This is a genomic window from Gloeothece verrucosa PCC 7822, from assembly GCF_000147335.1.
Classification (GTDB): Bacteria; Cyanobacteriota; Cyanobacteriia; order Cyanobacteriales; family Microcystaceae; genus Gloeothece; species Gloeothece verrucosa.
In genome coordinates this window covers 1,974,124-1,999,798 of sequence record NC_014501.1, presented here as the reverse complement: position 1 = coordinate 1,999,798, position 25,675 = coordinate 1,974,124, and the positions used below count along the sequence as shown (strand labels likewise).

Here is a 25,675-nt window from a genome sequence, read left to right as displayed (position 1 = left end):
GCTTCACTTTATTCATAGGAGTTTTTATGCAGAATAATAATGACCTTGAACAAGAATTTATTGATCTGGTGGATGATTGGTTAGAGGAATGGGAAAACTTAGCCCAACCTAGGAAGGATGGGAAATTATTTTACAAGCAAATTTTCGATTGGACTAACAAACAAGATATTGCTCTGGCAAAAATATTGGTAAATATTATTCGTGATAATTCTGAAATTTTTCCTAGTTTATCTGAGGAAAATTTGCCAAATATTAAAGAAATAATTAAAGAAAAATTAACGCAAAATCCTGAAATAAAAAATCAATTTAAAGAAAGGTTAGAAGAATTAAAACAAAAAATTATAAATAACAACAATTATTCCCCTCGGGAGTTGTTGGATTTACTTGAAAAAATTTGGAATTCTACCGAACCAATACGAGAAGAAGATGAAAACCATTCCTTAGTAGAAGAATTATTGAATATAGGATTAATAAAAAAAGATTCAAAAGGAAAGCTAATACCCTTTAGCTGGATTTATCAAGATTTATTTGACTTAAAAGAAATTCCCACCGTAAGGGGAACAGATTCCTCTCCGCCGAATCCACTTGACGGAACCAGCTTGCCACCCCCGCCACCACATCAAAAAGGATTGTCTCGACCTCTATCTTTAACTATTTTCATAGGAATAATTTTTCTTATGTTTTATGGCTGTGTTAAGTCTATTTTTTTTCCAGACCGATCAATACAGCCAACAGTTTCACTGTGCAAAGACTTTAAAAATCGAGTGTTTAACACAGGTCTAATCGAAGATCGAAATGAACTTCGAGACGAAAGAGACAAAATTATTCAACAGATAGCAGATTCCTTAAATCTGCATTCTAAAAAGTCCCTTCAAGAGCTTTGTGATGATAAAGACTTAGAAATAAAGTTTGCTGAAGTATTATATACACAGGCGAGCCGACTGGCCGAGGAAAAAATCTACGTAGGAAATTCGTCACTTCCAAGTGGTAAATATGGAGCCGTCAGATCTCTATGCCTCATCTCACAAACAGCACTTGATCTAGATCCAGAATTGAAAAAAAAAGTAATAAACCTAATGTCGGGCTGGCGCACCATAGAAACAGTAAAAAAACAAGTAGAAGCAGAAATAGAGCTAATACAACAAGAAAAAGGAAGAGTCAACCTTTCTCGCTGTCCTGCCGATCAACCTTAACATTCATCGGTCTTTTAGTTAGTGTTTTCTTCCTCTCGTCGCGTTCAGAATCTTTAAAAAGCTTATAAGTCCCCGCATACTCATCTACAATTGATAACCTTATTCCATGCCTAGCACGAAGAGGAATTAATCTGTTAGACCCTTGTTGTCGGAGGATCTGTCGTCGGGTATTAAAAGATTCAAACTGAAAAATACCATAACCTATAGCAACCCAAGCCAACCAACTAGCTAAGGCAGTAAATCCACAGATCACAACCCATCCTAGCAACTGAATCGAGATCATCTGTAATCGCTGTGGTAAGTTAGTTCCATCTATACCGCCATATGGCAAAGAATTTGGGTTAGCAAAAAAACCCACTGCCAAAGTCCCCCAAAAACCGCACCCTAGATGAACAGGTATCGCACCGACTGGATCGTCAATTTTCAGTTTCGGCAAAATAAATGCTTCACCAACAACAACAAATATGGCACTGCCGCAGCCTATCACCAAAGCTTGTTCAATCCGGACATAGGCCGATGATGCGGTGATCGCCACTAATCCCCCTAATATACCATTAATAAAAGTTCCCAGAGATGGATCTTGGTCTGCTAAACCTTGAACGATGAATATGGCTGTAATTCCACCTGCCGCCGATGCTATCATTGTGGTTACGACGATATGAGGAACATAAGATAAGTAAGTCGTCGAACCTCCGTTAAAACCAATCCAACCAAGCCATAAAATAAAGCCGCCTAGGGTTACGAATCCGGGACTATGAGCTATATTCAACTTATTTGTATGATCCTCTGGCGCAGAGTATTCAACGGACGTGCTATTGCCTTGCCTTATTTCTTTTTGGGGATCGTAATCAAATTGAGTCCATCTTGGGCCGAGTAACCAAGCTCCCATCAAGGCGGCTGTCCCTCCCACAGAATGAACAACGGTTGAGCCAGCAAAATCCCTAAAATTAAGCTGATACAACCAGCCAAAAGGTCCCCAAGCCCATTGTCCAACGATAGGATAGATAAACAGAATAAGGACAAAGCTAAAAATAAAAAAAGCATTAAACTTAACTCGTTCAGCCACCGCTCCCGAGACTATGGTAGCCGCCGTATCAGCAAAAACCAACTGAAAGAAAAATAAGGCGGCAAAAGAACGATTAGGCCACATCTGTTTCAAGCAAGAAAAGCCATTCTCAGGAAATCCAAGAGGATTGCTACCTTTGTTGCTATTTTGCACCCCGGTAACAGAAGGGTCAACAAGAGTAGGAAAAGATAACTCAAAACCTAAAGCCCATCTGCCTGTATGGGTTTGGATATTAGTGTTTGGTAGCGGACAGGTATAAGATTGATTGTTTAAGAGATTTACACCATCGCCAAACATCACATTAAATCCTAACAGCCAAAAAGCAAGCGTCCCAATACAAAAAACCACCACATTTTTAGCTAAGATATTAATTAAGCTTTTTCTGGTGCAAGACCCTGCCTCTAGTAATGCAAAGCCAGCATTCATAAAAAAAACTAATGCTCCAGCAATGACCAGCCATAGTGAGTTGATAAAAATGTTCAGGCTTTCCTGGTTATCGATTAGGCTGTCTACTTTATTGTTTAACTGGTATAGCGGGTCATTTAAAGGGCTATTTTGCGCTACCCCTTTCACTCCCACTGAAACTAACACAGCCACTAAAAACAGGAAAAAAAGCCAATATCTTGATTTCCAATAGCTATTCATCTTTATTATTTCTTCTAAAGGATGCTTCTTAATCTTAATACAGTATTTCGGCTAAGGTAGGCATTTTTAGGGACTTTTGACTTGGGAACCTCCTTTTTAAGATAATCATTAACATTCTTGGGAGCATAAAATTTTTTTTGTCGTCATGGTTGATAGTCGGTTTATACCCAGTGCTGGTCTAATCTGAAATTCAATCTTCAAACGTTACATCATCTGTCGATTGATCAACGAATTGACATTTTTTTTGTTGAGTAACTCCGTGTAATTTGGCTAATTGTGGTGTGAGTATTGTGTAGATGGTTTTAAAGCTGACGCGACCTAAACAAAAATCCCCTCTTACTCTACTTCGGCAAATAATTTATCTATTGCCGGTTGTCTCTGTGGGGGGTTGGTGGAGTTATAACGAAATTCAAAGCTATCTGGTTAAACCAGAGGCAATCGTTGTTTTAGGAGGACATGAAGAGCGAGAACGCTATGCCGCTCATTTAGCCTCAAAAAACCCCACATTACCCATCTGGGTTTCTTCTGGAAGTCCTTCTAATTATGTTAAACGGATCTTTGCTAAAGCAGGAGTAAATAGCACTCGCCTTCATCTCGATTATAAAGCCAAAGATACGGTAACAAATTTTACCACTTTGGTCGATCAATTAAAAGCACAAGGCATTGATAGTGTTTATTTAATCACTTCAGAAAACCATATGCGCCGCGCTTGGATTGTGGGTGAGATTGTTTTTGGCAGTCGAGGAATTGTCATTAAACCCCTTGCCGTTCCTTCCCACGCCCGACCAGAATCTTTTAAAAAATGTTTACGCGATGGAGCCAGAGCCTTGTTATGGTTAATGACTGGTTCTACAGGAGAAAATTTTTTAAAGTATTTTTTAATTTTAGTTATTCATTAAGGGCACACTTCCCAACTCGAAAAAGCTCTGTTTTTGGACACTCTCTCTGTTGCCGCTTTTATGCGCTATACTATTATACGTAGTCGTTATGAGTTTGTATAATTACTATGACAACCCCGCATATAGAAAATTTAGTCATTATTGGTTCTGGTCCGGCTGGATACACAGCAGCGATTTACGCAGCGAGAGCAAACTTAAAGCCTGTCATGTTTGAGGGGTTTCAAAAAGGGGGTATTCCAGGGGGACAACTGATGACGACAACAGAAGTGGAAAACTTCCCCGGTTTCCCAGAAGGAATTACAGGACCTCAATTAATGGAACGCATGAAAGCCCAAGCGGAACGTTGGGGAACAGAATGTCATACCGAAGATGTAACCGAAGTCGATCTATCTCAACGTCCTTTTACGATTCGTTCTACAGAAAGAGAAATTAAAGCTAATAGTATTATTATAGCGACAGGCGCTACAGCCAAGCGCTTAGGGTTGCCTAGTGAGGAGAAATATTGGAATTATGGGATTTCGGCTTGTGCCATTTGTGATGGGGCTAGTCCTTTATTTAGAGGACAAGAATTAGTGGTTATTGGTGCTGGAGACTCTGCCGCAGAGGAAGCAGTATTTTTAACTAAATATGGCAGCCATATTCATTTATTAGTACGTCGGGACGAAATGCGGGCATCAAAAGCCATGCAGGACCGGGTCTTAAATAACCCTAAAATTACGGTTCACTGGAACACTGAAGCCGAAGATGTGTTTGGCAGTGACCACCTCGAAGGAGTAAAACTGATCAACAATTTGACAGGGGAAAAAACAGAAATTAAAGTCGGCGGATTATTTTATGCCATTGGTCATAACCCCAATACTGAGTTATTTAAAGGAAAATTAGAACTCGATCAAGTGGGTTATATTGTCGTCAAACCCGGCACAGTACAAACTTCTGTAGAAGGGGTTTATGCTGCCGGAGATGTACAGGACCATGAATACCGTCAGGCGATCACCGCAGCCGGAACCGGTTGTATGGCGGCCTTAGCGGCAGAGCGCTGGTTATCTGAGCATAATTTAATTCAAGAATACCGTCAAACCCCGAAATCAGAAGAATATACCCCCACAGAAAAAGCTGCTACTGTTGTGGCTGATACCGAAGAGACTTTTGATATTAATAAAACTCGCTATGTGGGAGGCTATGCTTTACGGAAATTATTCCATGATAGTGATCGCTTAATCATGGTTAAATATGTTTCTCCTACTTGTGGGCCTTGTAAGACTCTTAAACCAATTTTAGATAAAGTGGTGGATGAATATGAGGGAAAAATCCACTTTGTCGAAATTGATATCGATGCTGACCCAGAGATTGCTAAAACTGGCGGCGTAGTGGGTACGCCTACCGTTCAATTCTTTAAAGATAAACAATTTTTAAAAGAAATGCGCGGCGTTAAACAAAAGAGTGACTTTCGTAGTGTGATCGAGAGTTATTTACCAGCAGGAGTTAAATAGTTTTCCAAATTATAGGGGCAGTGCTTACTCGGCTGCTCCTCCAAGTTTATTGATTTTTGAGCAATTCTGGATGTGATGATGATATTATAAGCATTTTTGAAAAGCTTAAATCTTAACATCACCGTAAACAAATAATTTATTTCTAGTATTAATTTTTTAAAATTGCCTAATAATTCTTTAGATAGATGCCGATAAATTCTCAATTTTAATCTAAAAATTTTCTAATTTTAAGGCTATTTTCACCAGATTGTCATATTTTCTTCACAGCCTTGACATAATAAAAATATTATAAATTTATACAGGAAATTTTGTTAATTGCTATCAGCCTCGAAGGAGTTAAATTATGGCTATTCAAAAACAAGCCAGACTGTTATTAACTAAAGCGCGTCTTCGTGCTGAACGTAGACAATTATCGATGTTAAATCGGCTAATAGAAAATTTAAACGACTCGCTAGATTTTGATGATAAATCCCTAATTTTTACCGAAAATAGTCCGGGCAATTTTAAGTAAACCCTGTGAAACCATGATTATAGGGGCAGTGCCAAAGCTGCCTCTAAAGTGTCCCCCTTATAGGATTTGTTTATCCATTTATTTTTTTCGCTAATTTTTCAGCGCTGCGAAGAATTTGACCGGCTAAAATAGCCGCACCAAAACCATTATCAATATTCACCACTCCGATTCCTGTAGCACAAGAATTAAGCATTGTCAATAGCGGAGCCACTCCACCAAAACTCACCCCATAACCGATGCTAGTGGGTACGGCAATCACCGGACAATCCGCCATTCCTGCCACCACACTCGGTAATGCTCCCTCCATTCCGGCCACCACAATTAATACATCTGCATGGGAAATCAAGTGACGATGACTTAATAAGCGGTGAATGCCGGCGACTCCTACATCCCAAAGACGTTTTACCTCAAACCCACACAGTTCTCCCGTTATGGCGGCTTCCTCGGCGACGGGAATATCGGCTGTTCCTGCCGTTAGGATAGAAATAATGCCTGTGGCGTTGATCTTCAGTGTTCCCGTTTTGAGGGCACAAATTCGGGCAACCGGGTAGTAAATTAAACCCGGAACAAGTTCTTCTAAATCTTCAGCAACTTCAGATTCAATACGAGTCGCCATGACGACAGGATAATGTTGGCGCATCGCCTTCATAATTTGGGCAATTTGTTCAGGGGTTTTGCCCGGACCCCAGATCACCTCCGGAAAACCTGTCCTTAATTGGCGATGATGGTCTATTTTAGCAAATTCTTCCAGAGGTTCAAAACTGAGGTGTTTGAGTTGTTCTAAAGCTGTTGCGGGACTAACTTCTCCCTTAGCAATGGCTTCAAGAAGGTTTTGCAAAGTTTCAGGTTGAGTCATGGGTTATTAATCATTAGTTATTAGTCATTAGTCATTAGTTATTAGTCATTAGTCATTAGTCATTAGTCATTAGTTATTAGTCATTAGTCATTACTTATTAGTTATTAGTCTAAATTGAGCGATTATCTATTACCTATTATTTAGAGAGATATGGGTAAATTTAGCTAATTTTAGGCTGTTGTTAACCCCTTGTTTCTTGTTGATTGCAGAAAGTTAGGGATTAACTATTGAACTAAGGACTAATGACTAATGACTGATGACTACTCCCTAATTAATGATTTTACCCTGTTCATCGGCCAATAGATTTTGTAAGCCTGACCAAAGATATCCTCTTTAGGCAAAAATCCCCAAGCATGAGAATCAAAACTGTTGTTGCGGTTATCTCCTAAGACAAAATATTGTCCAGAAGGAATAATAGCAGGCCCCCATTGATAATTAGGCGGCTGGGCAATATAGTTTTCTTTTAAGGGTTGATCATTAATAGAAACTATGCCATGATCAATCAGAACTTTGTCTCCAGGTTTACCAATTAATCGTTTAATATAAAATTCAGCTTTGGGATCGACGGCTTTAATTTCATCAGAAGGTCTAAAAACAACAACATCGCCGCGTTGAGGCTGATAGGTTTTCGATTTAGAAACAAAAACGCGATCACCTACCTGTAAAGTTGGCTGCATTGACTCGCTAGGAATGATAAATAATTCTATCTTTTGATTAATCCATATAGGAATATAACTACTGATCAGTCCCCAAGCAAAAATTAAGCCTACTATTATAGCGAGTAAAGATCTTTGAGAAAGATGAAAGCGTTGATTAGGGTAAGGAAAACTGATGTAGGCGTGATAGGTGGCGATAGCGGCTAGAGTGGGAGGAATAGACAACAGACTCGGAAACAACCCTTCTAACTTCCAACAAATGAGGAAAGCCGATAAAAAAACCATTCCCCATAATACGTTTTGATTATATAATTGCCCCAAGCCAGGTAAAATCCGAGAAGCAAAAACAGCAAACCAAGGGTTTTTATTCTTGCGAGGAATTCTTTCGCCAGTGGTGTCTTCTTGCTGATAGTAAACACAGAGAAGCGCATCAAGAATACTAGCACCATAAATGACTACACTCAAGAAAAGACAGATCAAGCCTGTCATAATTTTGCCTTGAGGACTAAAAATCGACTCTAAGGCATAAAATATTACAAATATTTGCAAGACTATTAACAAAAATCCTCGGCTCAGTTTTCCCGCGTATAGCTGCCCCATACCGGGAAAAAACATGGAAAGGTTAACTGCTAACCAGGGATCTTTACTAAAGTTTTTCACAGGAGAAAAATACGCCTGTTTATATAGTTGTTTTAATGATAGCTTGTTGGTGAGTGTCATCGCTACAGAGAAATTACTGATTAAATTCGAGCAAGTTAAATTAGCACCAGTCGGTTAGGGCTGGGTATGAGCCATAATCTAATTACAAATTATCACTAAAATACCGTTGATATAATTCACAACTCGATTTTACATGATCGCCTTCTAAGGTTACTAGCCCCATACTCTCTAATTTATAGGCTAAAGTGGGTTCTAATTGTACCCCTTCATCAGAATTTACCACTGTTTTCATGGCGGCGGCTAACTCGGGTTGTTTTTGTAAATTATCCCAATGACGACGCAAATGAGAGCCATAAATTCCTCCTTGGGTAGGAGCTTCTTGCAATAACTTTTCTTGGGTAATACTGGTACTAGCAAGAGCTTCAAAAGCTAACTTAAGCAGATAAGGATGTCCTCCAACCATAAGATTTAAATTTTCCAAAAACTCTTGCATCTGGGGATCATGATTGCCATCCAATCCATAAGAGTGTGCTAAAGTTTCTACCTGTTCTGTATTAAATCCTGGTAATTTAACCTGTTTACCTACATTAAATGGAGATTGATTAGCATCTAATTGTATGTAAATTTCAGTAGAATTAGCAATAACTAGACGTAAATTCTGCCAAATTTCTAAATTGTTAGCTTCTTCATGCCAATAGCGCAACATAGGTAAAAAGTCTTTAGCAATTTCAGGATATTCAAATACCCGATCTAAATTATCTAGCCCTAATACTAAAGGACTATCTAACTGTTCTAAAAGATATCCTTGAAAATAGGTTTTACAACTGACCAAACTGCCAAAAAGCTCTTCATCCCAATAATCATCTAACATGGGTTTAAGTCCTAATTCTCGGCTAATGTTGGCACAAAACCACCTCAAAAACTTATCTAAAGTGGTCAGCATTGCCCCTTCGGCTTCTCGTAGATTTAAATACACACTCCGACAACCACAAGCATCAGCATGAGACAGAATCAGTTTAACCAGAGAAGTTTTTCCCATTTTTTCAGGCGCTTTAATGCGAATCAAAGCACCCGGCTTTAAAATTTCTTGAGAACAGTCGGATTCAATGGGAGGACGAGGAATATACACCGCACCATCGGAAGGGGGAGGTACTCGCACTTCAAAAGTTGTCAGCGCGTTATTTTGGGGGATAGCCCCAGCCGATTTCCACTCAGGATATTTAAGTTCTTTAAGCCATTCTCGTAGAATTTGAAATTTACCCGGGCCTTTACTGCCGGGTCGAATTTCAAGACAACCATTCGGTTTATCGCTGGCAAAGTAGCTATAAACTTCCGTCATTTGTTTTTTGTACGTTTCATGACTGGCGGCTTCAGCTAATTCCCAGACTTCTTTATCCGGCTTACGCCAGTTTTCATAAGCAAAGCGCACTAAAAAAATTTCTTTGAGTTTTCCATGAAGGTCGTAGTCATGGGCAATTTGTTTGAGGAATTCATCCCAACCTTTTGGTTTCATCTGTTTTTGCCTAGGAGACTTCAATAGGTGAGTGCGTCAGTTCTATTCTACTTATTTCCATTATTTTCTACTTTGACTCAATCAGTCGGGGGACTGACATGAACAAGCTAAAGAGATTACCCTAAAAATAGCCCGTTATGGGTAAGTAGAACCGTGTGCAAAGGAGATCGATTATGAAAAGAACCATGACAATCACAATGACTTTAGCTTTTGTGTTAATCTCCAGTGTAAGCTCATGGGCTACCGCTACCAATGTTGACCATAATCAGGTTCAAAAACTAACTATAGTCAATGGTGGTGATGGCTGTAAAGGAGATGAAAAAGACCCCTGTGAGCCACCAAAAGCGAATCGATAGATTGTTTTAACCAACCAAGCTGGCAAGAGGCTGTCCTCATTTTAAATTTTCACTTTGATTAGATAAAAAAGCGATAATTTTTCCCATGCTTTTTCTATCCATCCAACGAGTAACCTCCTCTGGGACATTAATAGGATTTTCCCTGAGTCGAGTTAAATACTTCAAAAACCTGACGACAAAAATATTTGAGTTTTTCTTCTACCTCAGTCACTGGCTGATATCTCCCAACCAATTGCCAATTTTCGATAGTTGAGAGCCGCCAAGCTTCTCCCTGATGGTTAAATCCTACTGTTTCTATGCCAATTAAACGTTTCGTCTGCTCCACCGGATCAAGATGAAAGCGAATTTGAACCAGAATGCTACGACTTTGAACTCGTCTGCTCCAGCCGGGTAAGTGAAAACCAATATCAATTGATTGAGGATCTACTAAGTCTTGGGTATCAGGATCATTACGCCAAGGCTTGAGATCGGCTTTAGCATCAGGAAATTGAGATTTAAAGAGGTTAACGATCGCAGCGATTTTTGTGGCTACATCTAGACCTTTTGCTTGTTCTGATGCGTTCATGTCTATTTTCCTCCCGTTTATTTCTCTCTTGAGACTGTTTCACTATTTCTTGTAGCTAATTTTAAACGGAAGTTTTAAATATGGGTAATCTTACTGGAAAAAGAATCTAAGCTACCCAGTGCCGATATTAGCTGTTGTTAGCCCTCTTCTATCACTTCATAATCTCCTGGGAAAGTTTCGTTTTGATCATAATCAAAATCATCATCGCTTTGAGGAAAATCTGTTTCAGTGTAAGGCTTGGTTTTATCGTTGAATGAGTTTGTTAGCTCGGTTTGTGTATAGCGTTGGGTTACGTCGGTTGGGAATGAGGTGTTTCCTACCCCCGTCTGAGTAAAAGTTTTTGAGGATGAAGTATACGATGAAGTTGACTTACTATTGTCAATGGTGTCAGTAAAGGTATAGTTGGTTACTGGTGGTTGAGTCTGTGTTTTAAAGTCTGTTTCGCTGATCAGGTCAAAATCTTCTGAAATATTATCAAAAGATGACATTGTCCCTCTGGCTGTTCCGGCTCCTTGGTGGATGATGGTGCCCATTTCCAGAACGCTTTGGCGAAATTCTTCTAAAATTCTACTGAGTTGGTCTATACTAATGGAGTTATCCCGCAAAGCTATAGCGAGCGTTTCCTGCTTCTTCTGACTTTTCTGCTTGAGAGGTTCAGGCACTAAGCGGCTATGCTCTTTAATAATATTTTCGTAGTCGTGGATTAAGCTGTCAGCCTGATTTCTGATTTCAACAAATTGTTTTCGTTTTTCATCATATTGCCGATATTTTTCGGCTTCTTCTCTCATTTTTTCAATTTCACTCGGTTTTAAGCCTCCTGTATGGCTAATTAAAATACTTTGTTCTCGGCCTGTTCCTTGATCGCAAGCACCGACCTTGAGAATACCATTGACATCAATTTCAAAAGTCACTTCAATTTGAGGCACACCCCGAGGCGCGGCCGGAATGCCCGCCAATAAGAATTTGCCTAGAGTTTTATTATCTTTAGCCATAGCCCGTTCCCCTTGTAGAATATGAATTTCTACTGAGGTTTGTCCGTCTGTGGCGGTGGAGAAAACTTCTGATTTACTGGTGGGGATAGTGGTATTGCGTTCTATGATGCGGGTAAACACCTCTCCTAATGTTTCAATTCCCAAGGACAAAGGGGTGACATCGAGTAGCAAAACATCTTCTACTTCACCCCCTAAGACTCCTCCTTGAATAGCGGCTCCTAAAGCGACAGCTTCATCAGGGTTAATGGAGCGATCAAGTTGACTACTGGAAAATACTTGTTGAATGGTTTTTTGAACCGCAGGAATGCGAGTAGAGCCTCCTACTAAAATTACTCGATTAATTTCACTGGGACTGAGGCCACAATCTTTGAGTGCTTGGCGTACGGGTTCTAGGGTAGATTCTACAAGACCACGACTTAATTCTTCAAATTTGGCTCTAGACAATTCGGTTTCTAAATGTTTAGGTCCGGTTTCATCGGCTGTAATGAAGGGTAAGTTAATCGAGGTGGATAGCATACTCGAGAGTTCTATCTTGGCCTTTTCTGCCGCTTCTCGCAGCCGTTGAACGGCCATTTTATCGGTTCCCAAATTAATTCCTTCAGTGGTTTTAAAATTATCTATCATCCAACGGACGATCAGATTATCAAAATCATCGCCTCCTAAGTGATTATTTCCGGCAGTGGCTTTAACTTCAAATACGCCATTTCCCAACTGGAGAATAGAAACGTCAAAGGTTCCTCCTCCTAAGTCAAAGACTAAAATATTTTGCTCTTCATTTTGTTTATCAAGTCCGTAGGCCAAAGCCGCCGCCGTCGGTTCATTAATAATTCGTAACACTTCTAACCCGGCGATGGTGCCTGCATCTTTTGTGGCTTGTCGTTGAGCGTCCGTAAAATAGGCGGGAGTTGTAATTACGGCTTCGCTAACCGGTTCTCCCAAATAGGCTTCGGCATCGGCTTTAAGCTTTTGCAAAATCATTGCCGAAATTTCTTGAGAGGTGTAATCTTTATCTCGAATGCGAACATTGACCGTATCATCTCGGCCTTTAGCACAGTTGTAAGAGACTCGAGAGCGCTCAATTTCAGTCTCATCCCAACGACGTCCAATAAATCGCTTAATACTGTAAACTGTATTTTCTGCGTTGGTAACCGCCTGACGTTTAGCTAACTGACCTACTAGGCGCTGCGAACCTTTAGTAAATCCAACAATACTCGGGGTTGTGCGTCCCCCTTCTGAATTAGGGACAATAATCGGCTGACCCCCTTCGAGAACAGCGACGCAACTATTGGTCGTCCCTAGGTCTATCCCAATGACTTTTCCCATAGCGCTTCGGCAACACTTGTGTTATGTGAGACTGAAACTGTGATAAGCAGTTAGGAGCAATCTAGGCTTTTTGGTCTTGGGTAAAGACTATTCGTTGGTTGACTCAACTTTATCGGGTCTTTAAATACTCGATTATTACTTAAGAACAAACACGAATTTTCCCGACTGATCCTACCTTTGACTAAACTTCTTAGGTGTAATTAACCCTTATTCGCATCACACCTAAGATTTAATTCCTCTTTCCCTACTGAATTTAGCCAATGCCAGCCTACTGATGGTTCAATTCCACAAGATAGACTAATTTAAAACAATTAGCTGCTTTTTTAACTTGTTTACAGCAGGGGTTTAACTGTTATAGGTGGGTTTAGGTTAGGAGAACAACGAGGAATCTACTATCTAGTCTATAGCAGATTTTGACAGAAGGTCATCCCTAATGTCTCGCAAAAACATAATCCTCTAAATAACAATTCTTAAGTATTAGACTATTGAGCATCTGAGATTGCCTCTGGTGTGGGTTCACTTTGATCGCTTTCAGGCTCAGGGGGGGCGGCTACTTTGACCATAGCATGCCGCAAAATTTGATCATCAAGTAAATATCCTCTAACCAGTTGCTCGATTACAGTTCCTTCAGGATATTCATTGGTCGGCTCTCTGTAGATTGCCTCATGATACATTGGGTCGAAAGGTTCTCCTTCTGGGCGCATGGCTGAGACTCCCAAACGTTTGAGTCCTTTGACTAAATTATTATAAACTCCTTGATAACTTTTGTGAATTTCCATTTCCCCATCATTGGTGGGTTTAATTTGGACTCTGGCTCGCTCAAAGTTATCCACCACTTCTAATAATTCATTTAAGGTTTTTCGCTTAACCTGTTTTTCCAGGTCTTCTTTTTCTCTTTGGGTTCGTTTGCGGAAATTATCAAACTCAGCCGCTAAACCTACATATCGTCTTTTTGTGGTTTCTAATTGTTGGTTTTGCTCTTCTAGTTGTTCAGAAAAACTTTCATTAGCTTGAAGAAGCATTTGATGATGCTCTACTAAAGAGCCGATTATTTGCTGTAACTGACTTAAGAGTTCACTGCCACGTTGATTTCCTTGTAAAAGCGTGGCTAGGGCAGCTACAATTTCTCCAATCTGTAATGAAGTCTCGTTCAGTTGAGAATCACCAGGGATTTGCTCGGCTGTCGTTGCGGTTTCTTTTGTCGTTGACGAGACTGAATCATTAAACGGCTGATTCGAGTAGCTGTTTCGGTGATTGGCATTTTCTTCTATTAGAGATTCAGGTTTTTGTGAATTTTGTACCTGATTATCTAAGTGTTCTTCTAGCTGTTTGTTATCTTCACTCATAGGACTCTAAATCTATGGACAAGAGATGTTGCTCTTTAACTCTTGGATTTTAAGTTAAGTTATAGCTTTTGATTTTGAGCTAATCCTCTGTTACCCACTGTAACATTTTCTGGGAAAACCGATAAAGCACCTCAGAAAGCTCGCCACAACTCCCAAGCAGGAAAATTTTTGGGCTTCTATATTAATTTTTTTTTCCAAAAGGGGAACACTTGGTAGTAGTGGAGACAACATCATGGTTTTATGACTTATTCTACATCCTCCAAGAAAAGCCGAGCGCTAATCAAAAGTGGGGTTTCTCAGTTGACCCCCATCGGGAACAAGCTGGTTCAAGCTGGCTATGTTGGCCCAGACCAAATGCAGCAAGCGTTGATTGAAACCCGTAAGTCAGGCCGCACCCTCGTTGAGGTTCTACAAGCGCTTACAGGACGACAGATGCCTCCTGACTTGCAGCGTTCTTACAAAAAACATCAACTGTTTGAGCTTAAGGTGGTCTACGGCGTTGACTGTATTGATCCAGAAATTAGCCAGTTCGATGAAGCCGAAATGGCAAGACTGGTAGATACTTTAATCCCCATTGATGTTTGTCGGCGCTATAAGATAATTCCTTTAAAAAAAATTGAAACTGAACCTGTTGGCATCTTAGTGGCTATGGTCGATCCAGATAATTTGGATGCCATTGATGATGTTAATCGCATTTTACGTCCTCGCAATTTAACTTTACACCGTCAGGTCATTACCCAACAAGATTATGAGCAATTGCTGGAAAAATTCCATGATGCTCAGTCTGTACTTGAAGAAGAGAAACAACGTTTAGCTAAAGAGAAAGAGCTTGAAAAATTAGGAAATTTAACTGATATTGTTGACAGTATTGATCTGGGTGCTGTTCAAGATGTTGGCGAAGATGCCACCGATGATCTAGGAGCCGATGATGCGGGTAAAGCTCCTGTGATTAATTTAGTCAATAAAATTCTTGCTAAAGCTCTCCAAGAAGGCACTTCCGACATTCACGTTGAACCTCAAGAAGAACATTTACGGGTTCGTTTTCGTAAGGACGGGGTACTTCATCAAGCGTTTGACCCCCTGCCGCGACAAATTACGCCCGCCGTGATTGCTCGTTTTAAAATCATGGCCGATTTAGATATTGCTGAAAGACGACTGCCTCAAGATGGTAAGATTCGCCGTATGTTCCAAGGTCGTAAAGTGGATTTTCGGGTTAATACTTTACCGAGTCGCTATGGGGAGAAAGTCTGTTTACGGATTTTAGATAACTCAGCCACGCAGTTAGGGTTAGATAAGCTCATTACTGACCAAAGAACTTTACAAATTGTCAGAGAGCTTGCTAGTCGTCCTTTTGGTTTACTTTTGGTAACGGGGCCCACTGGTTCGGGTAAGTCGACCAGTTTGTATTCGGTTTTAGCTGAACGCAATCACCCTGGGGTTAATATCAGCACCGCAGAAGACCCGATTGAGTATTCTTTACCCGGCATCACCCAAGTTCAGGTTATTCGCGAAAAAGGGATGGATTTTTCTTCGATTCTGCGGGCTTTTATGCGTCAAGACCCTGATGTGATCCTTGTGGGAGAAACTCGCGACAAAGAAACGGCTAAAACGGCAATTGAAGCGGCTTTAACCGGTCACCTGGTTTTAACGACGCTTCATACCAATGATGCGGCTGGCGCGATCGCCCGTCTTGATGAAATGGGAATCGAACCTTTTATGGTTTCTGGGGCGTTACTTGGGGTTTTGGCTCAACGCTTAATGCGGCGAGTCTGCTCAGAGTGCCGTGTAGCCTACAACCCGAGCAAAGCGGAATTGGCTCGCTTTGGTTTATCGGCCTCTAATGAAGACGAAGTGACCTTCTACAAAGCCAATACTTTAACATCTGATGAACTGGCTGAAGCTAAACAGCAAGGCTCTGTTTGTGCTAAATGTGGCGGGAAAGGTTACAAGGGACGAGTTGGGGTTTATGAAGTCATGCAGAACAGTGAGCGGCTACAAAAATTAATTAATGAAGGAGCCACCACTGATCGGATTAAAGACGCGGCTGTAGAAGAGGGAATGACCACTCTATTAGCTTATAGCTTGAATCTGGTACGAGAAGGTTACACCACTTTAGAAGAAGTCGAACGGGTAACTTTTACCGATTCGGGTTTAGAAGCTGAACTGAAGGCTAAACGGAAAAGCGGACTCACTTGCCGCACTTGTAAGGCTGAATTAGTTCCTGAATGGCTCGATTGTCCTTATTGTATGACTGCTCGTTTTAGTGATTAATGAGGCAGGAAGCAGGAGGTAGAAGGCAAAAGCCAACATGACTAATAACTAATGACTAATGACCAATAACTAACGACTAATAGGAGATCAAGCAATGCCAATAGAGGTGATGATTGAAGATTTAATGGAACAACTCGTGGAAATGGGGGGTTCTGATATGCACATTCAAGCGGGTGCGCCTATTTACTTTCGGATCAGTGGAAAACTCAGCCCAATTGACGAAGAAGTTCTCTCTCCTCAAGACAGTCAAAAATTAATTTTTAGTATGCTGAATAATACACAGCGTAAAGAGTTAGAGCAGAACTGGGAACTGGATTGTTCTTATGGGGTTAAGGGTTTAGCCCGTTTTCGGGTGAATGTTTATAAAGAGCGGGGATGTTATGCCGCTTGTTTAAGGGCTTTGTCTTCTAAAATTCCTAATTTTGAACAGTTAGCTTTACCGGATATTGTTCGGGAAATGTCAGAAAGACCAAGAGGATTGGTGTTAGTGACTGGACAAACCGGCTCAGGTAAAACAACGACTTTAGCCGCTATTTTAGATTTAATTAATCGAACTCGTTCTGAACATATTTTAACGGTAGAAGACCCGATAGAATATGTTTTTCCTAATATTAAAAGTTTATTTCATCAACGTCAAAAAGGAGAAGATACTAAGTGTTTTGCCAATGCGCTCAGGGCCGCCTTACGGGAAGATCCGGATATTATTCTGGTAGGTGAAATGCGGGATTTAGAAACAATTTCTTTGGCGATTTCAGCCGCCGAAACAGGGCACTTAGTTTTTGGAACCTTACATACCAGTTCAGCCGCCGGTACGATTGACCGGATTATTGATGTATTTCCCGCTAACCAACAAGCTCAAATCCGAGCCATGTTATCTAATTCTTTATTAGCTGTATTTAGTCAATGTTTAGTCAAAAAGAAAAATCCTAAACCCGGCGAATTTGGACGAGCAATGGCTCAAGAAATCATGGTAATTACTCCAGCAATTGCTAACTTGATTAGAGAGGGAAAAGCCCCTCAAATTTACTCATCTATTCAAACTGGGCTGAAATTAGGAATGCAAACGATGGAGCAAGCGTTAGCGAATTTTATTATTAACGGAGTAATTTCTTTTGAAGAAGGAATGTCTAAGAGTGGTAAACCTGATGAATTACAACGCCTGGTGAGTGGGGCGCAAGTTGGGAGTGGTATGAACAATAAATCTAAAGGTCGGCCTTAAATTGAGTCCGCACATTAGTGAATCGGCGTGGGGGTTGCCTCCACGTTAATCGTTCCGAGCGAGAGACTGCTCACGGATCACTTTTCGGGTTTAACAATAATTTTCCTTTACTGTATTAGGATATTTTTTTAAGCTATGCCTACTTTTATTGCTCAAGTTAAAAATAGTTCTGGGAAAATTTTGCAAGAAAAAATCGAAGCGAATTCTCCCCAACAAGCTCGAACAATTTTAAGAAATCGATATCCTGCTGTGGGCAAAATCAAAAAAGCCGGCATGGAATTAGATTTATCTTTCATAGAGGGTTTTCTTAATAATATAACGATTAAAGACAAAGCCGTTTTTTCTCGTCAATTTTCTGTAATGATTAATGCAGGAGTAGCCATTGTTAGATGCTTAGGTGTATTGTCTGACCAATGTGGCAATAAGAAATTAAAAAAAGCGTTGGCGGGGATTAGCAGTGAGGTGCAACAGGGTAGTCCTTTATCGGAAGCGATGGCTAAATATCCTGACTGTTTTGATCAGCTATATGTCAGTATGGTAGAAGCAGGGGAAACCGGGGGGGTTCTCGATGAAGTTCTGGCTCGACTAGCCAAGCTACTCGAAGATATGGCACGACTAAAAAATCAAATTAAATCAGCGATGGCTTATCCGGTTGCTGTGGGAATTTTAGCCGTTATTGTCTTTTTTGCGATGACGGTTTTTCTAATTCCGGTTTTTGCGAAAATTTTCTTAGATTTGAAGGTTGAACTGCCTGCACTCACCAAGTTTATGCTGTTCTTGAGTGGTGTAATGAGAAGTTGGAAAATTTTTATTCCTATCGGAACTGTTATGGGTGTGGTTTTCTTGCTGAAACAATATTACAAAACACCAGCCGGCCGACTGCAAATAGATGGTTTTATGTTAAAAATGCCTTTGTTTGGAGACTTAAATGAGAAATCAGCCGTAGCCCGTTTTTGTCGAGTTTTTGGCACTTTAACTCGTTCGGGTGTACCGATTCTCAGTTCTTTAGAAATCGTCTGTAATACAGTGGGAAATCAAGTGATTGCCAATGCCATTGCCGGTGCTGTCTCAGAAATTCAACAGGGTGGAATGATGAGTATTGCTTTACAAAAAGCCAATGTTTTTCCCGCATTAGCCATTCAGATGATTAGTATTGGAGAAGAAACAGGGGAATTAGATGCGATGATGATGAAGGTAGCCGACTTTTATGAAGATGAAGTAGAACAAGCTGTTAAAGCTTTAACAAGTGTCATAGAACCTTTAATGATGGTTTTTATCGCAGGGATGGTAGGGACAATTTTGTTATCTATGTATCTTCCCATGTTTGCTGTATTTGATGCTCTGGGTTAATTGGGCAGCCAAAAAAGATCAAGTAACTTTTCCGCCGATTAAAATACTGGCGGATTTTTAACAGTTCTTCGCTGTGAAATCCCCGAACGAGGAACGAAGTTCGTGGGCTTGTCCTGAGCGATAGTGAAGGGATGAGAGCGAGCAAAGTTGACAACGTAGCCTAAAACCAGTATGATTTTACTGGTTTATTGAACCCACCAGACCGCATGGACTTACAGACAGCCTAACATCAAAGCTTGGGATAACCAACGGCGCAGCAACATCGGCAGATCTGGGAACCCGAAGACCGCTATCCCTTGCGTGGATAAGTCGAAACGGAACACAAAGAAATAGCAACTACGGTGGGACACATCGAAAGTCACGCTTGTGGGAGTGGCTCGCTAAGAGGTTTGCCCTAAAAAGGTGTAATCGAGTCAGTTATGACCGTGTAAGACCAAAACCGAAGCCCTGAGCTTGCGAAGGGTCATAGGTTAGTCGAGGCAGTGGTCAGCCCGAGAATCCCCGCACGTGCGCGGACACGAAGTGCTGCGTAGCATAGCGAGGCGAAGCCTAGTTTACGGAGTGCGCGGGAGTTGTCAAATACAAAGTAGAGGCGTTTTGGGTAACGTCTTTACTTTGAGGGGGTTAATCAAGAAGATTTGGGATCAGATGGGGGATTGATGCCGCATTGATTCAATTGGGTTCATGACCATTGTCATTAGTCGGCCGAGGTTGAATCACTCCATAGCCGCCGTGATTTCGAATATAAATGACATTAATTTCATTGGTGTTTCGGTTGCGGAACATATAAAAGTCGTGATCGACTAACTGAAGTTGTTCTAGAGCTTCTTCAATGCTCATTAGAGGCATAGCAAAATATTTCATCCGCACCACTTCTGGCGGAAGTTCTGGCTGACGATCGCCAATTAAATTTCCCTCAACGGGTTGGTCTTGAACCACATCTCCTGTTTTGACGGGAGAATAGGCTTTTTGTTCTAATCTTCTTTCTTTATATTTCCGTAGCTGACGAGCAATTTTATCTGATACTAAATCAATGCTGGCATATAAATTTTCACTTCCTTCCTGCGCTCGAATCACAGCCCCATTAGCATAGACTGTCACTTCGGCTTTATGTTTATTCTGTACTCGTCCATTTTTAGCGACAGATAGATGAACGTCGACTTTAGTGGTAATGGCCTGAAAATGCTTAACGGCTTTTTCTAATTTTTCTTGTACATAATCATGAATTGCTTCAGTAACAGTGATATTATTCCCCTGAATTAAAAGCTTCATACTGACTGCTCCATCTAATCTGACTGAATGTAAATAAAAAATTTCGTGCCGGCAATTACTGCTTAGGCTTCCATCGCAATAGGAATGTTGTTGGTGTGGTGATCTGATTCAGAAAAGTTTACGGACTTTTCCGACGAGCGAACATCGCTTTTTCCTTATTACTAATGTCAAAAATAATCGTAGATTGCTTGTAGGAACTCTTCTTCATTAAGATAGTTGAATGATCTTACAAGATAAGTTACTAGGGTGATAAGCTGGGTTGCTGTTTTGATTTGGGTTTTGACTCTTCCTCTGACATTAGCTTACAATAAAACCGTTGGTCTATTTATTAAATTTCTCAGTGATGACACCTCTTTATCGGTTGGGTTCATCAGAAAATGACCAATGAAGGCTGTTCAAGAGCGATGTCATATCAGGAGATTTTTTTGAGTTGTGTGTGACCTCCGTTCATGATTCCCTACTTTTAGATTAACATCTTAGTATTGTTTAAAACATAACCTTCCCTTGTCTTTTTATTTTCCTTTGCATCCCTTGACATAACTTAATATTTTTATGAGAAAGTGCTTATTGAAGAATTTAGGTTTGGTTTCTTATCCTGTAGCCTGGACTATTCAGCAAGCACTGGTGCAAGAAAGACTCCAAAATCCCAATTTAGAGGATATTCTTTTATTACTGGAGCATCCTCCGGTCTATACCTTGGGAACTGGTGCTAATCTCAAATTTCTCAAATTTAACCCTGATGACTCCCCAATAGAAGTTCATCGCATTGAACGAGGGGGTGAAGTGACTTATCATTGTCCGGGGCAGTTAGTGGGTTATCCGATTTTGAATTTACGCTTCTACAAACAGGATTTACACTGGTATTTACGGCAACTTGAAGAGGTTATTATTGAGCTTCTTAAAATGTATGGGCTGAATGGAGAACGTCTTGAGGGGTTGACAGGGGTTTGGTTAAAAGGGTACAAAGTGGCGGCCATCGGTATTAAGGTGAGTCGTTGGATCACGATGCACGGCTTTGCTCTCAATGTTTGCCCGGATTTAAGCGGCTTTGAGTGCATTGTTCCCTGTGGCATCGAGGATCGACCGGTAGGAAGTTTAGCCGATTTTATTGAGAAAATTAGCCTAGAGCAAGTTCGTCAAGACCTCAAAAAAGCTTTTTCCCAGGTTTTTGAAGTGGAGTTAAGGGAAGAATTTTAGCGGTGTTTGTCCTCCTTTAAGGGTTAGTTTCTTCTAAGAAACAATCTAACTCTTCAAAGGTGGTTCCATAGGTGATGGTGGGAGTATCATAGCCTTTGAGGTGGACTGTATTTTCATGAAAGTGTTGCTGTGCGTCTTCTATATCACCTAAATAGCTATAGGTTTTCTCTCCGATGGCTACATCTGCCCCAATTTCTTTGGTGGCTGATTCTAAGCGAAAGGCAGCATTAACGGTATCTCCAATGGCTGTATAATCCGGGTGATCTCCACTGCCCGTATTGCCCACCATCGCATAGCCGGTATTAATCCCTGCGCCAATACGTAGTTCAAAGGGGACAGGATATTCACGACTTAATTTTTGAGTCATTTTATTCAACTTACTGACGGCTTGGAAAATCTTGAGAATATCACTGCGGTTAACTTCTTTAGAACCGTGAAACCAGATGGCCATTATGGCATCCCCAATGTATTTATCAACCCAACTGCCGGCTTCACGAATAATCTCGCCCGCTTCTCTAAACCAACTGCCAATTAGAGTGGAAAGAATGGTTTCATCTAGCTGTCGTGTTAAGACGGTAAAGTTTCTCATATCCACGACGACCACCGAGGTTAATTGCCGTTCATGTAGGGTAGCGGTGAGGGTAACAAAATCTAAATTGCCGAATTTACCTCCTACAGAAGCTTCTTCAGACGGACAATAATACTGTACTTCGGTTTTTCCAAATGTAATCTGATCACCATTATGTAAGGTGACAGGAATACCTACTCTGCGTCCATTGACAAAGGTTCCATTGCGGCTTCCCAAATCGATTAAGTAAAACTCTCCGGTTTCTGTGGTTTGTAAGATCGCGTGATTCCGAGAAATCCATTGATCTCTAAGGACTAAATCATTTTCGTGTCCTCGACCAACCGTCCAGCAACTTTTTAGGGTATTAGGGTTATCGCTGCTGAGATAGAAATAACGTTTACCCTTTTCGGAGGAAAACAGTAAGTGGGGAGTAGATTCGTGTTTCTCCACAGTCGCATAAGCAATTATTAAGGAACATTTTCATTGTGACACTCCGCTACCTAGATGATGACGGATTCTTGAGCTAACAATTCTCCTCATAGAGTTGCCCCTATTTTGGGTTTTAAATTGTTATGTCCCATCCCAACGCTAGTCTTAGTTATTTAACTACTGTCAGAGGTTTGGATGGCTTTTCAAGCGTTTCTCCTCATTAGGAGAGGTTCAGGTGTGTCTCACCTTACCGGCCTTACGGCCATGAGCTTTTTGTTAATCTACCCCATTGGCTGCGTTGCCTAGGACTGCGAGCTTCTTAATAGAGGAAATAGTTAGCCACTTGGGTTTTCTATTTTGCCTATACAAAGCCTGACAATCGTAGTATTTTTTTGACGCGCTGCCAGATGGATGGATCTAGTACAGGAGAGGTGTTTTAACCTATACCCAGAAAATATTGTAGCATCTTGATGGGGGTTAATTATAGATGAGTCAGGCCGGATGAGGACTGACAAGAGTCGAACAAGATCTCTGTCAACTTACTAATTTCTTTGGAAACGGCGCAACTATTGTTCACCACAGGAGAAATTGGCTAACTTTCCCGCTCAGATTTTAATGGCTGGCTGTGAGAAAATTTTTCTTAAAACCTTGTTTTTAATCCACAGTGTCAAGTTTTAACTAATTTGTTCTCTTGCAGTAACGCTCAAGTTTTTTCATCTCCGAGACGGAAATTCTTACGTGCAAATCTTTTTCGGTCATCTGATCTACCAGTATGGTACAATGATTCTATCAGCTAACCACTGACCAGATTGAGAGTAAAAGGTAGGCATTGATTCGGAACCTCCAAACTCTGGGAACGGTACAGCACCTTGACAACTCAAGTTATAGGGTTCCAGACAGAAATTAGAGTCATCGGTTGACTCTCGGTGTCTGGGTAAAAACTTGACCGTAAGTAGGTCACGCTTTCCGCAAAAATCTTTGCAGAAACTACCCAGGGACTCTGGGGAAGGAAAAAGTCTATGCAGTCGGGCTATCGGGGAACCAACGGTGGGAGGTGTCATACGTTTGTAGAATGCGAGTTCTAGATAAGTGGCGAAAGCCCAGCAATGGGAGTAACTAGAAATGCCTGATCCTTCGCAAGCTCAGGACGAGGTTAGGAAGCCCGCTCCGTACCGCAGGTCGGAGTCGGGAGAATGTCACAGCAGAGAAGTCGCTAACCAAAATAAACTATCCACTAAAATTGTACTCAAAACAGCCCCACTAAATCCCCACCAATGGGATTGTTGTTTTTGCAGTGACCATAATCCTATCGCCAGCAGTAGATTCGCTAAGACGATCGCCCAACTGATCCCCCAAGGCGTTTGCACAATAGCGATCGCGCTTTGTAAAATCGGAGTGGCTAAAGCGGGATCAACCAGCATGATTTGCCGCCAATGTTCGATTAAACCGGTTAAATAAAAATAGAGATCGGTTACCCCTGTTCCCAACAAAGACCCTAAATAAAATAAGTTTCCTACTTTAAGGTTTCCTTTTCTTAATCCCCACAAAGCAAACGGTAGACCAATGGCCTCAATAGGAAGATGAATAGTCGGTTCGCTTCGATACCATCCCCAATAGATGGAACCGGCCAACCAACTCCAGCTAAATCCTAAAATTAAATCTCCCCATAGATGAGTTTTAGGACGTTTGAGAAGCATCATCCCCAGGCACACCCACAAGACGGTTATCAGTAAGCTTAAGGCTGGCCAAAGCCGCACTAACGGCGCTTGAACAAAAACCGGTACAGAGACTAAAAATCCGGCGGCTAAGAATGTTAATCCCAAAGAGCGCTGTTCACTGTTCCAGCGTGACAAGGCCTTGCTTTTTATTTGCTGGAGATAACTCAGGGTCGCTGTCGAGGTAGTTGAAAACAAGGTGTGGTTTAGCAAAATTTTTCCTTAATTCTTCTTTACTTATCTTTACATTTCTAATACATACTATAGCATAACTCTATGATATGCCCCCTGGGGGGATACATGATAAACAAATTCTTAAAAAAATAACAAAATCATATACAGCTATAAATAACACTCATCAGATAGACTGAGATGAAGTGTTTAGAAGTGGTTTTTTACATGAGTAAACTAAAACACCGAAGGTTAGCCTTTTTGAGTGCCATTGTTCTAGGTGTAAGTTTAACCTTAGCCAATAGTCGCGTAATTCTAGCCCAATCCTCTCCTCAGACCCATCCTGAAACATTAATGTCACAAATTAACGTTTTTCAGGCGATTATCTTGGGAATAGTACAGGGATTAACCGAATTTTTGCCCATCAGTAGCACGGCTCATTTAAAAGCCATTCCTGTGCTTTTAGGATGGGGTGATCCTGGGGTCGCTTTTACCGCTATCATCCAACTCGGCAGTATAGCAGCCGTATTATGGTATTTTTGGGCCGATTTACGGCAAATTACCACAGGAATGTTTTTTGCTATCCAAAAATCTGATTATAAATGTTTAGAATTTCGTCTAGGGATCGGAATTCTTATAGGAACTCTGCCTATTGTCTTTTTTGGATTTTTATTAAAAATTTTAGTACCAGATTTAGATCATTCATCTCTACGGAGTATGGGCACGATCGCGGTGGCTTCCATCGTTATGTCTTTATTATTAGCTTTAGCGGAACGAGTCGGACAACGTAAACGCAAATTTGAACGATTGCGCTGGCAAGACGGGTTATTAATGGGACTCGCTCAATCATTAGCCCTTATTCCTGGGGTATCTCGTTCGGGTTCAACTCTAACGGCGGGTTTATTTATGAATTTAGAACGGGCGACGGCGGCTCGTTTTTCTTTTTTGTTGGGCATTCCCGCCATTACCTTAGCCGGGTTAGTAGAGTTGAAAGATGTTTTCGATGAAAAGGTGGGACAAAGTGAAATTGTGCCTTTAGTCGTGGGAGTTATTTCAGCCGCCATTTTTTCCTATCTGGCGATCGCTTGGCTGATCCGTTATTTGCAAAAGCAGAGTACCTGGGTGTTTGTTTGGTATCGGTTAGCCTTTGGTATAGCCATTTTAGCCGCCATCGCTTTAGGGCGTTTATAGAGTCAAAAAAATTTTTCGCAAAAAACTTGTTATCTAGAGAACTTTAGGGTTATACTAGAAAAGGCGACGCGGGATAGAGCAGTCTGGTAGCTCGTCGGGCTCATAACCCGAAGGTCGGTGGTTCAAATCCGCCTCCCGCTACTTAATTAAATAAACATGAGGCCTTGCTAGAAGTTATCTTAGTGAGGCTTTATTGTATTGATAGTAAGTTTTCTAGATTA

20 protein-coding genes and 1 tRNA gene are annotated in these 25,675 nt (G+C 41.0%); 11 read left to right on the top strand and 10 right to left on the bottom strand.

Annotated elements, in window-relative coordinates; all coding sequences use genetic code 11:
- Nucleotides 1–26 precede the first annotated feature (26 nt).
- Nucleotides 27–1,193 (top strand): hypothetical protein, encoded by a 1,167-nt coding sequence (locus CYAN7822_RS08855; protein ID WP_013321909.1) that lies wholly within the window; start codon nt 27–29, stop codon nt 1,191–1,193.
- Here the strand turns inward: CYAN7822_RS08855 and CYAN7822_RS08850 are convergent.
- Nucleotides 1,159–2,904 carry an ammonium transporter gene (locus tag CYAN7822_RS08850; protein ID WP_013321908.1) on the bottom strand — a complete coding sequence of 582 codons (1,746 nt, stop codon included), beginning with the start codon at nt 2,902–2,904 and terminating at the stop codon, nt 1,159–1,161. The genes CYAN7822_RS08855 and CYAN7822_RS08850 overlap by 35 nt on opposite strands.
- Before the next feature lie 296 nt (nt 2,905–3,200).
- On the opposite strand from CYAN7822_RS08850, the gene CYAN7822_RS08845 reads away from it, so the two are divergent.
- From CYAN7822_RS08845 to CYAN7822_RS37550, 3 genes are all read left to right on the top strand, one after another.
- Nucleotides 3,201–3,803, top strand: a complete 603-nt coding sequence (locus CYAN7822_RS08845) for a YdcF family protein (RefSeq protein WP_013321907.1) — start codon at nt 3,201–3,203, stop codon at nt 3,801–3,803.
- A 107-nt stretch (nt 3,804–3,910) separates the two neighbouring features.
- Nucleotides 3,911–5,293, top strand: coding sequence for a thioredoxin-disulfide reductase (gene trxB, locus CYAN7822_RS08840; protein ID WP_013321906.1), 1,383 nt, complete (start codon nt 3,911–3,913; stop codon nt 5,291–5,293).
- Between the two features lie 343 nt (nt 5,294–5,636).
- Nucleotides 5,637–5,804, top strand: coding sequence for a hypothetical protein (locus CYAN7822_RS37550; RefSeq protein WP_013321905.1), 168 nt, complete (start codon nt 5,637–5,639; stop codon nt 5,802–5,804).
- Nucleotides 5,805–5,874: 70 nt separating this feature from the next.
- Here the strand turns inward: CYAN7822_RS37550 and larB are convergent, their stop codons facing one another.
- The 3 genes from larB to CYAN7822_RS08825 all read right to left on the bottom strand — a co-directional run bounded on the left by larB (nt 5,875) and on the right by CYAN7822_RS08825 (nt 9,489).
- Nucleotides 5,875–6,660, bottom strand: coding sequence for a nickel pincer cofactor biosynthesis protein LarB (gene larB / locus CYAN7822_RS08835; protein ID WP_013321904.1), 786 nt, complete (start codon nt 6,658–6,660; stop codon nt 5,875–5,877).
- A 260-nt stretch (nt 6,661–6,920) separates the two neighbouring features.
- On the bottom strand, nt 6,921–8,036 hold the full coding sequence (lepB, locus tag CYAN7822_RS08830; RefSeq protein WP_013321903.1) for a signal peptidase I: 1,116 nt from the start codon (nt 8,034–8,036) through the stop codon (nt 6,921–6,923).
- A gap of 82 nt (nt 8,037–8,118) precedes the next feature.
- The gene (locus CYAN7822_RS08825) at nt 8,119–9,489 is read right to left on the bottom strand and encodes an AAA-like domain-containing protein (RefSeq protein ID WP_013321902.1); all 1,371 of its coding nucleotides are present in this window, start codon (nt 9,487–9,489) and stop codon (nt 8,119–8,121) included.
- Between the two features lie 185 nt (nt 9,490–9,674).
- On the opposite strand from CYAN7822_RS08825, the gene CYAN7822_RS08820 reads away from it, so the two are divergent.
- Complete coding sequence (locus CYAN7822_RS08820; RefSeq protein ID WP_245602713.1) at nt 9,675–9,845, top strand: hypothetical protein; 171 nt, start codon at nt 9,675–9,677, stop codon at nt 9,843–9,845.
- A gap of 127 nt (nt 9,846–9,972) precedes the next feature.
- On the opposite strand, the gene CYAN7822_RS08815 is transcribed toward CYAN7822_RS08820, so the two are convergent.
- The 3 genes from CYAN7822_RS08815 to grpE all read right to left on the bottom strand — a co-directional run bounded on the left by CYAN7822_RS08815 (nt 9,973) and on the right by grpE (nt 14,071).
- Nucleotides 9,973–10,410 carry a hypothetical protein gene (locus tag CYAN7822_RS08815; RefSeq protein WP_013321900.1) on the bottom strand — a complete coding sequence of 146 codons (438 nt, stop codon included), beginning with the start codon at nt 10,408–10,410 and terminating at the stop codon, nt 9,973–9,975.
- Nucleotides 10,411–10,547: 137 nt separating this feature from the next.
- Nucleotides 10,548–12,725, bottom strand: coding sequence for a molecular chaperone DnaK (dnaK, locus tag CYAN7822_RS08810; RefSeq protein ID WP_013321899.1), 2,178 nt, complete (start codon nt 12,723–12,725; stop codon nt 10,548–10,550).
- Nucleotides 12,726–13,207: 482 nt separating this feature from the next.
- The gene (gene grpE / locus CYAN7822_RS08805; RefSeq protein WP_013321898.1) at nt 13,208–14,071 is read right to left on the bottom strand and encodes a nucleotide exchange factor GrpE; all 864 of its coding nucleotides are present in this window, start codon (nt 14,069–14,071) and stop codon (nt 13,208–13,210) included.
- A 240-nt stretch (nt 14,072–14,311) separates the two neighbouring features.
- Between grpE and CYAN7822_RS08800 the strand changes: the two genes are divergently transcribed.
- The 3 genes from CYAN7822_RS08800 (at nt 14,312) to CYAN7822_RS08790 (ending at nt 18,911) form a co-directional block, all read left to right on the top strand.
- The gene (locus CYAN7822_RS08800) at nt 14,312–16,342 is read left to right on the top strand and encodes a GspE/PulE family protein (protein WP_013321897.1); all 2,031 of its coding nucleotides are present in this window, start codon (nt 14,312–14,314) and stop codon (nt 16,340–16,342) included.
- 100 nt (nt 16,343–16,442) lie between these two features.
- A complete protein-coding gene (locus CYAN7822_RS08795; protein ID WP_173362903.1) occupies nt 16,443–17,561 on the top strand; it encodes a type IV pilus twitching motility protein PilT in 1,119 nt (372 codons plus the stop codon).
- A gap of 135 nt (nt 17,562–17,696) precedes the next feature.
- Nucleotides 17,697–18,911, top strand: coding sequence for a type II secretion system F family protein (locus tag CYAN7822_RS08790; protein WP_013321895.1), 1,215 nt, complete (start codon nt 17,697–17,699; stop codon nt 18,909–18,911).
- 672 nt (nt 18,912–19,583) lie between these two features.
- Here the strand turns inward: CYAN7822_RS08790 and hpf are convergent.
- On the bottom strand, nt 19,584–20,183 hold the full coding sequence (hpf, locus tag CYAN7822_RS08785) for a ribosome hibernation-promoting factor, HPF/YfiA family (RefSeq protein WP_013321894.1): 600 nt from the start codon (nt 20,181–20,183) through the stop codon (nt 19,584–19,586).
- A 552-nt stretch (nt 20,184–20,735) separates the two neighbouring features.
- Here hpf and lipB point away from each other — a divergent pair.
- Nucleotides 20,736–21,380, top strand: a complete 645-nt coding sequence (gene lipB, locus CYAN7822_RS08780) for a lipoyl(octanoyl) transferase LipB (RefSeq protein WP_013321893.1) — start codon at nt 20,736–20,738, stop codon at nt 21,378–21,380.
- A gap of 16 nt (nt 21,381–21,396) precedes the next feature.
- Here lipB and CYAN7822_RS08775 read toward each other — a convergent pair whose 3' ends face one another.
- Together CYAN7822_RS08775 and CYAN7822_RS08770 are read right to left on the bottom strand one after the other, a co-directional pair.
- The gene (locus tag CYAN7822_RS08775) at nt 21,397–22,398 is read right to left on the bottom strand and encodes an adenylate/guanylate cyclase domain-containing protein (RefSeq protein ID WP_013321892.1); all 1,002 of its coding nucleotides are present in this window, start codon (nt 22,396–22,398) and stop codon (nt 21,397–21,399) included.
- Between the two features lie 1,175 nt (nt 22,399–23,573).
- Complete coding sequence (locus CYAN7822_RS08770; RefSeq protein ID WP_425365336.1) at nt 23,574–24,245, bottom strand: DUF3120 domain-containing protein; 672 nt, start codon at nt 24,243–24,245, stop codon at nt 23,574–23,576.
- A gap of 246 nt (nt 24,246–24,491) precedes the next feature.
- Between CYAN7822_RS08770 and CYAN7822_RS08765 the strand changes: the two genes are divergently transcribed.
- Complete coding sequence (locus CYAN7822_RS08765) at nt 24,492–25,454, top strand: undecaprenyl-diphosphate phosphatase (protein WP_041933182.1); 963 nt, start codon at nt 24,492–24,494, stop codon at nt 25,452–25,454.
- Between the two features lie 67 nt (nt 25,455–25,521).
- Nucleotides 25,522–25,595, top strand: a tRNA-Met gene (locus tag CYAN7822_RS08760).
- Nucleotides 25,596–25,675: the final 80 nt, after the last annotated feature.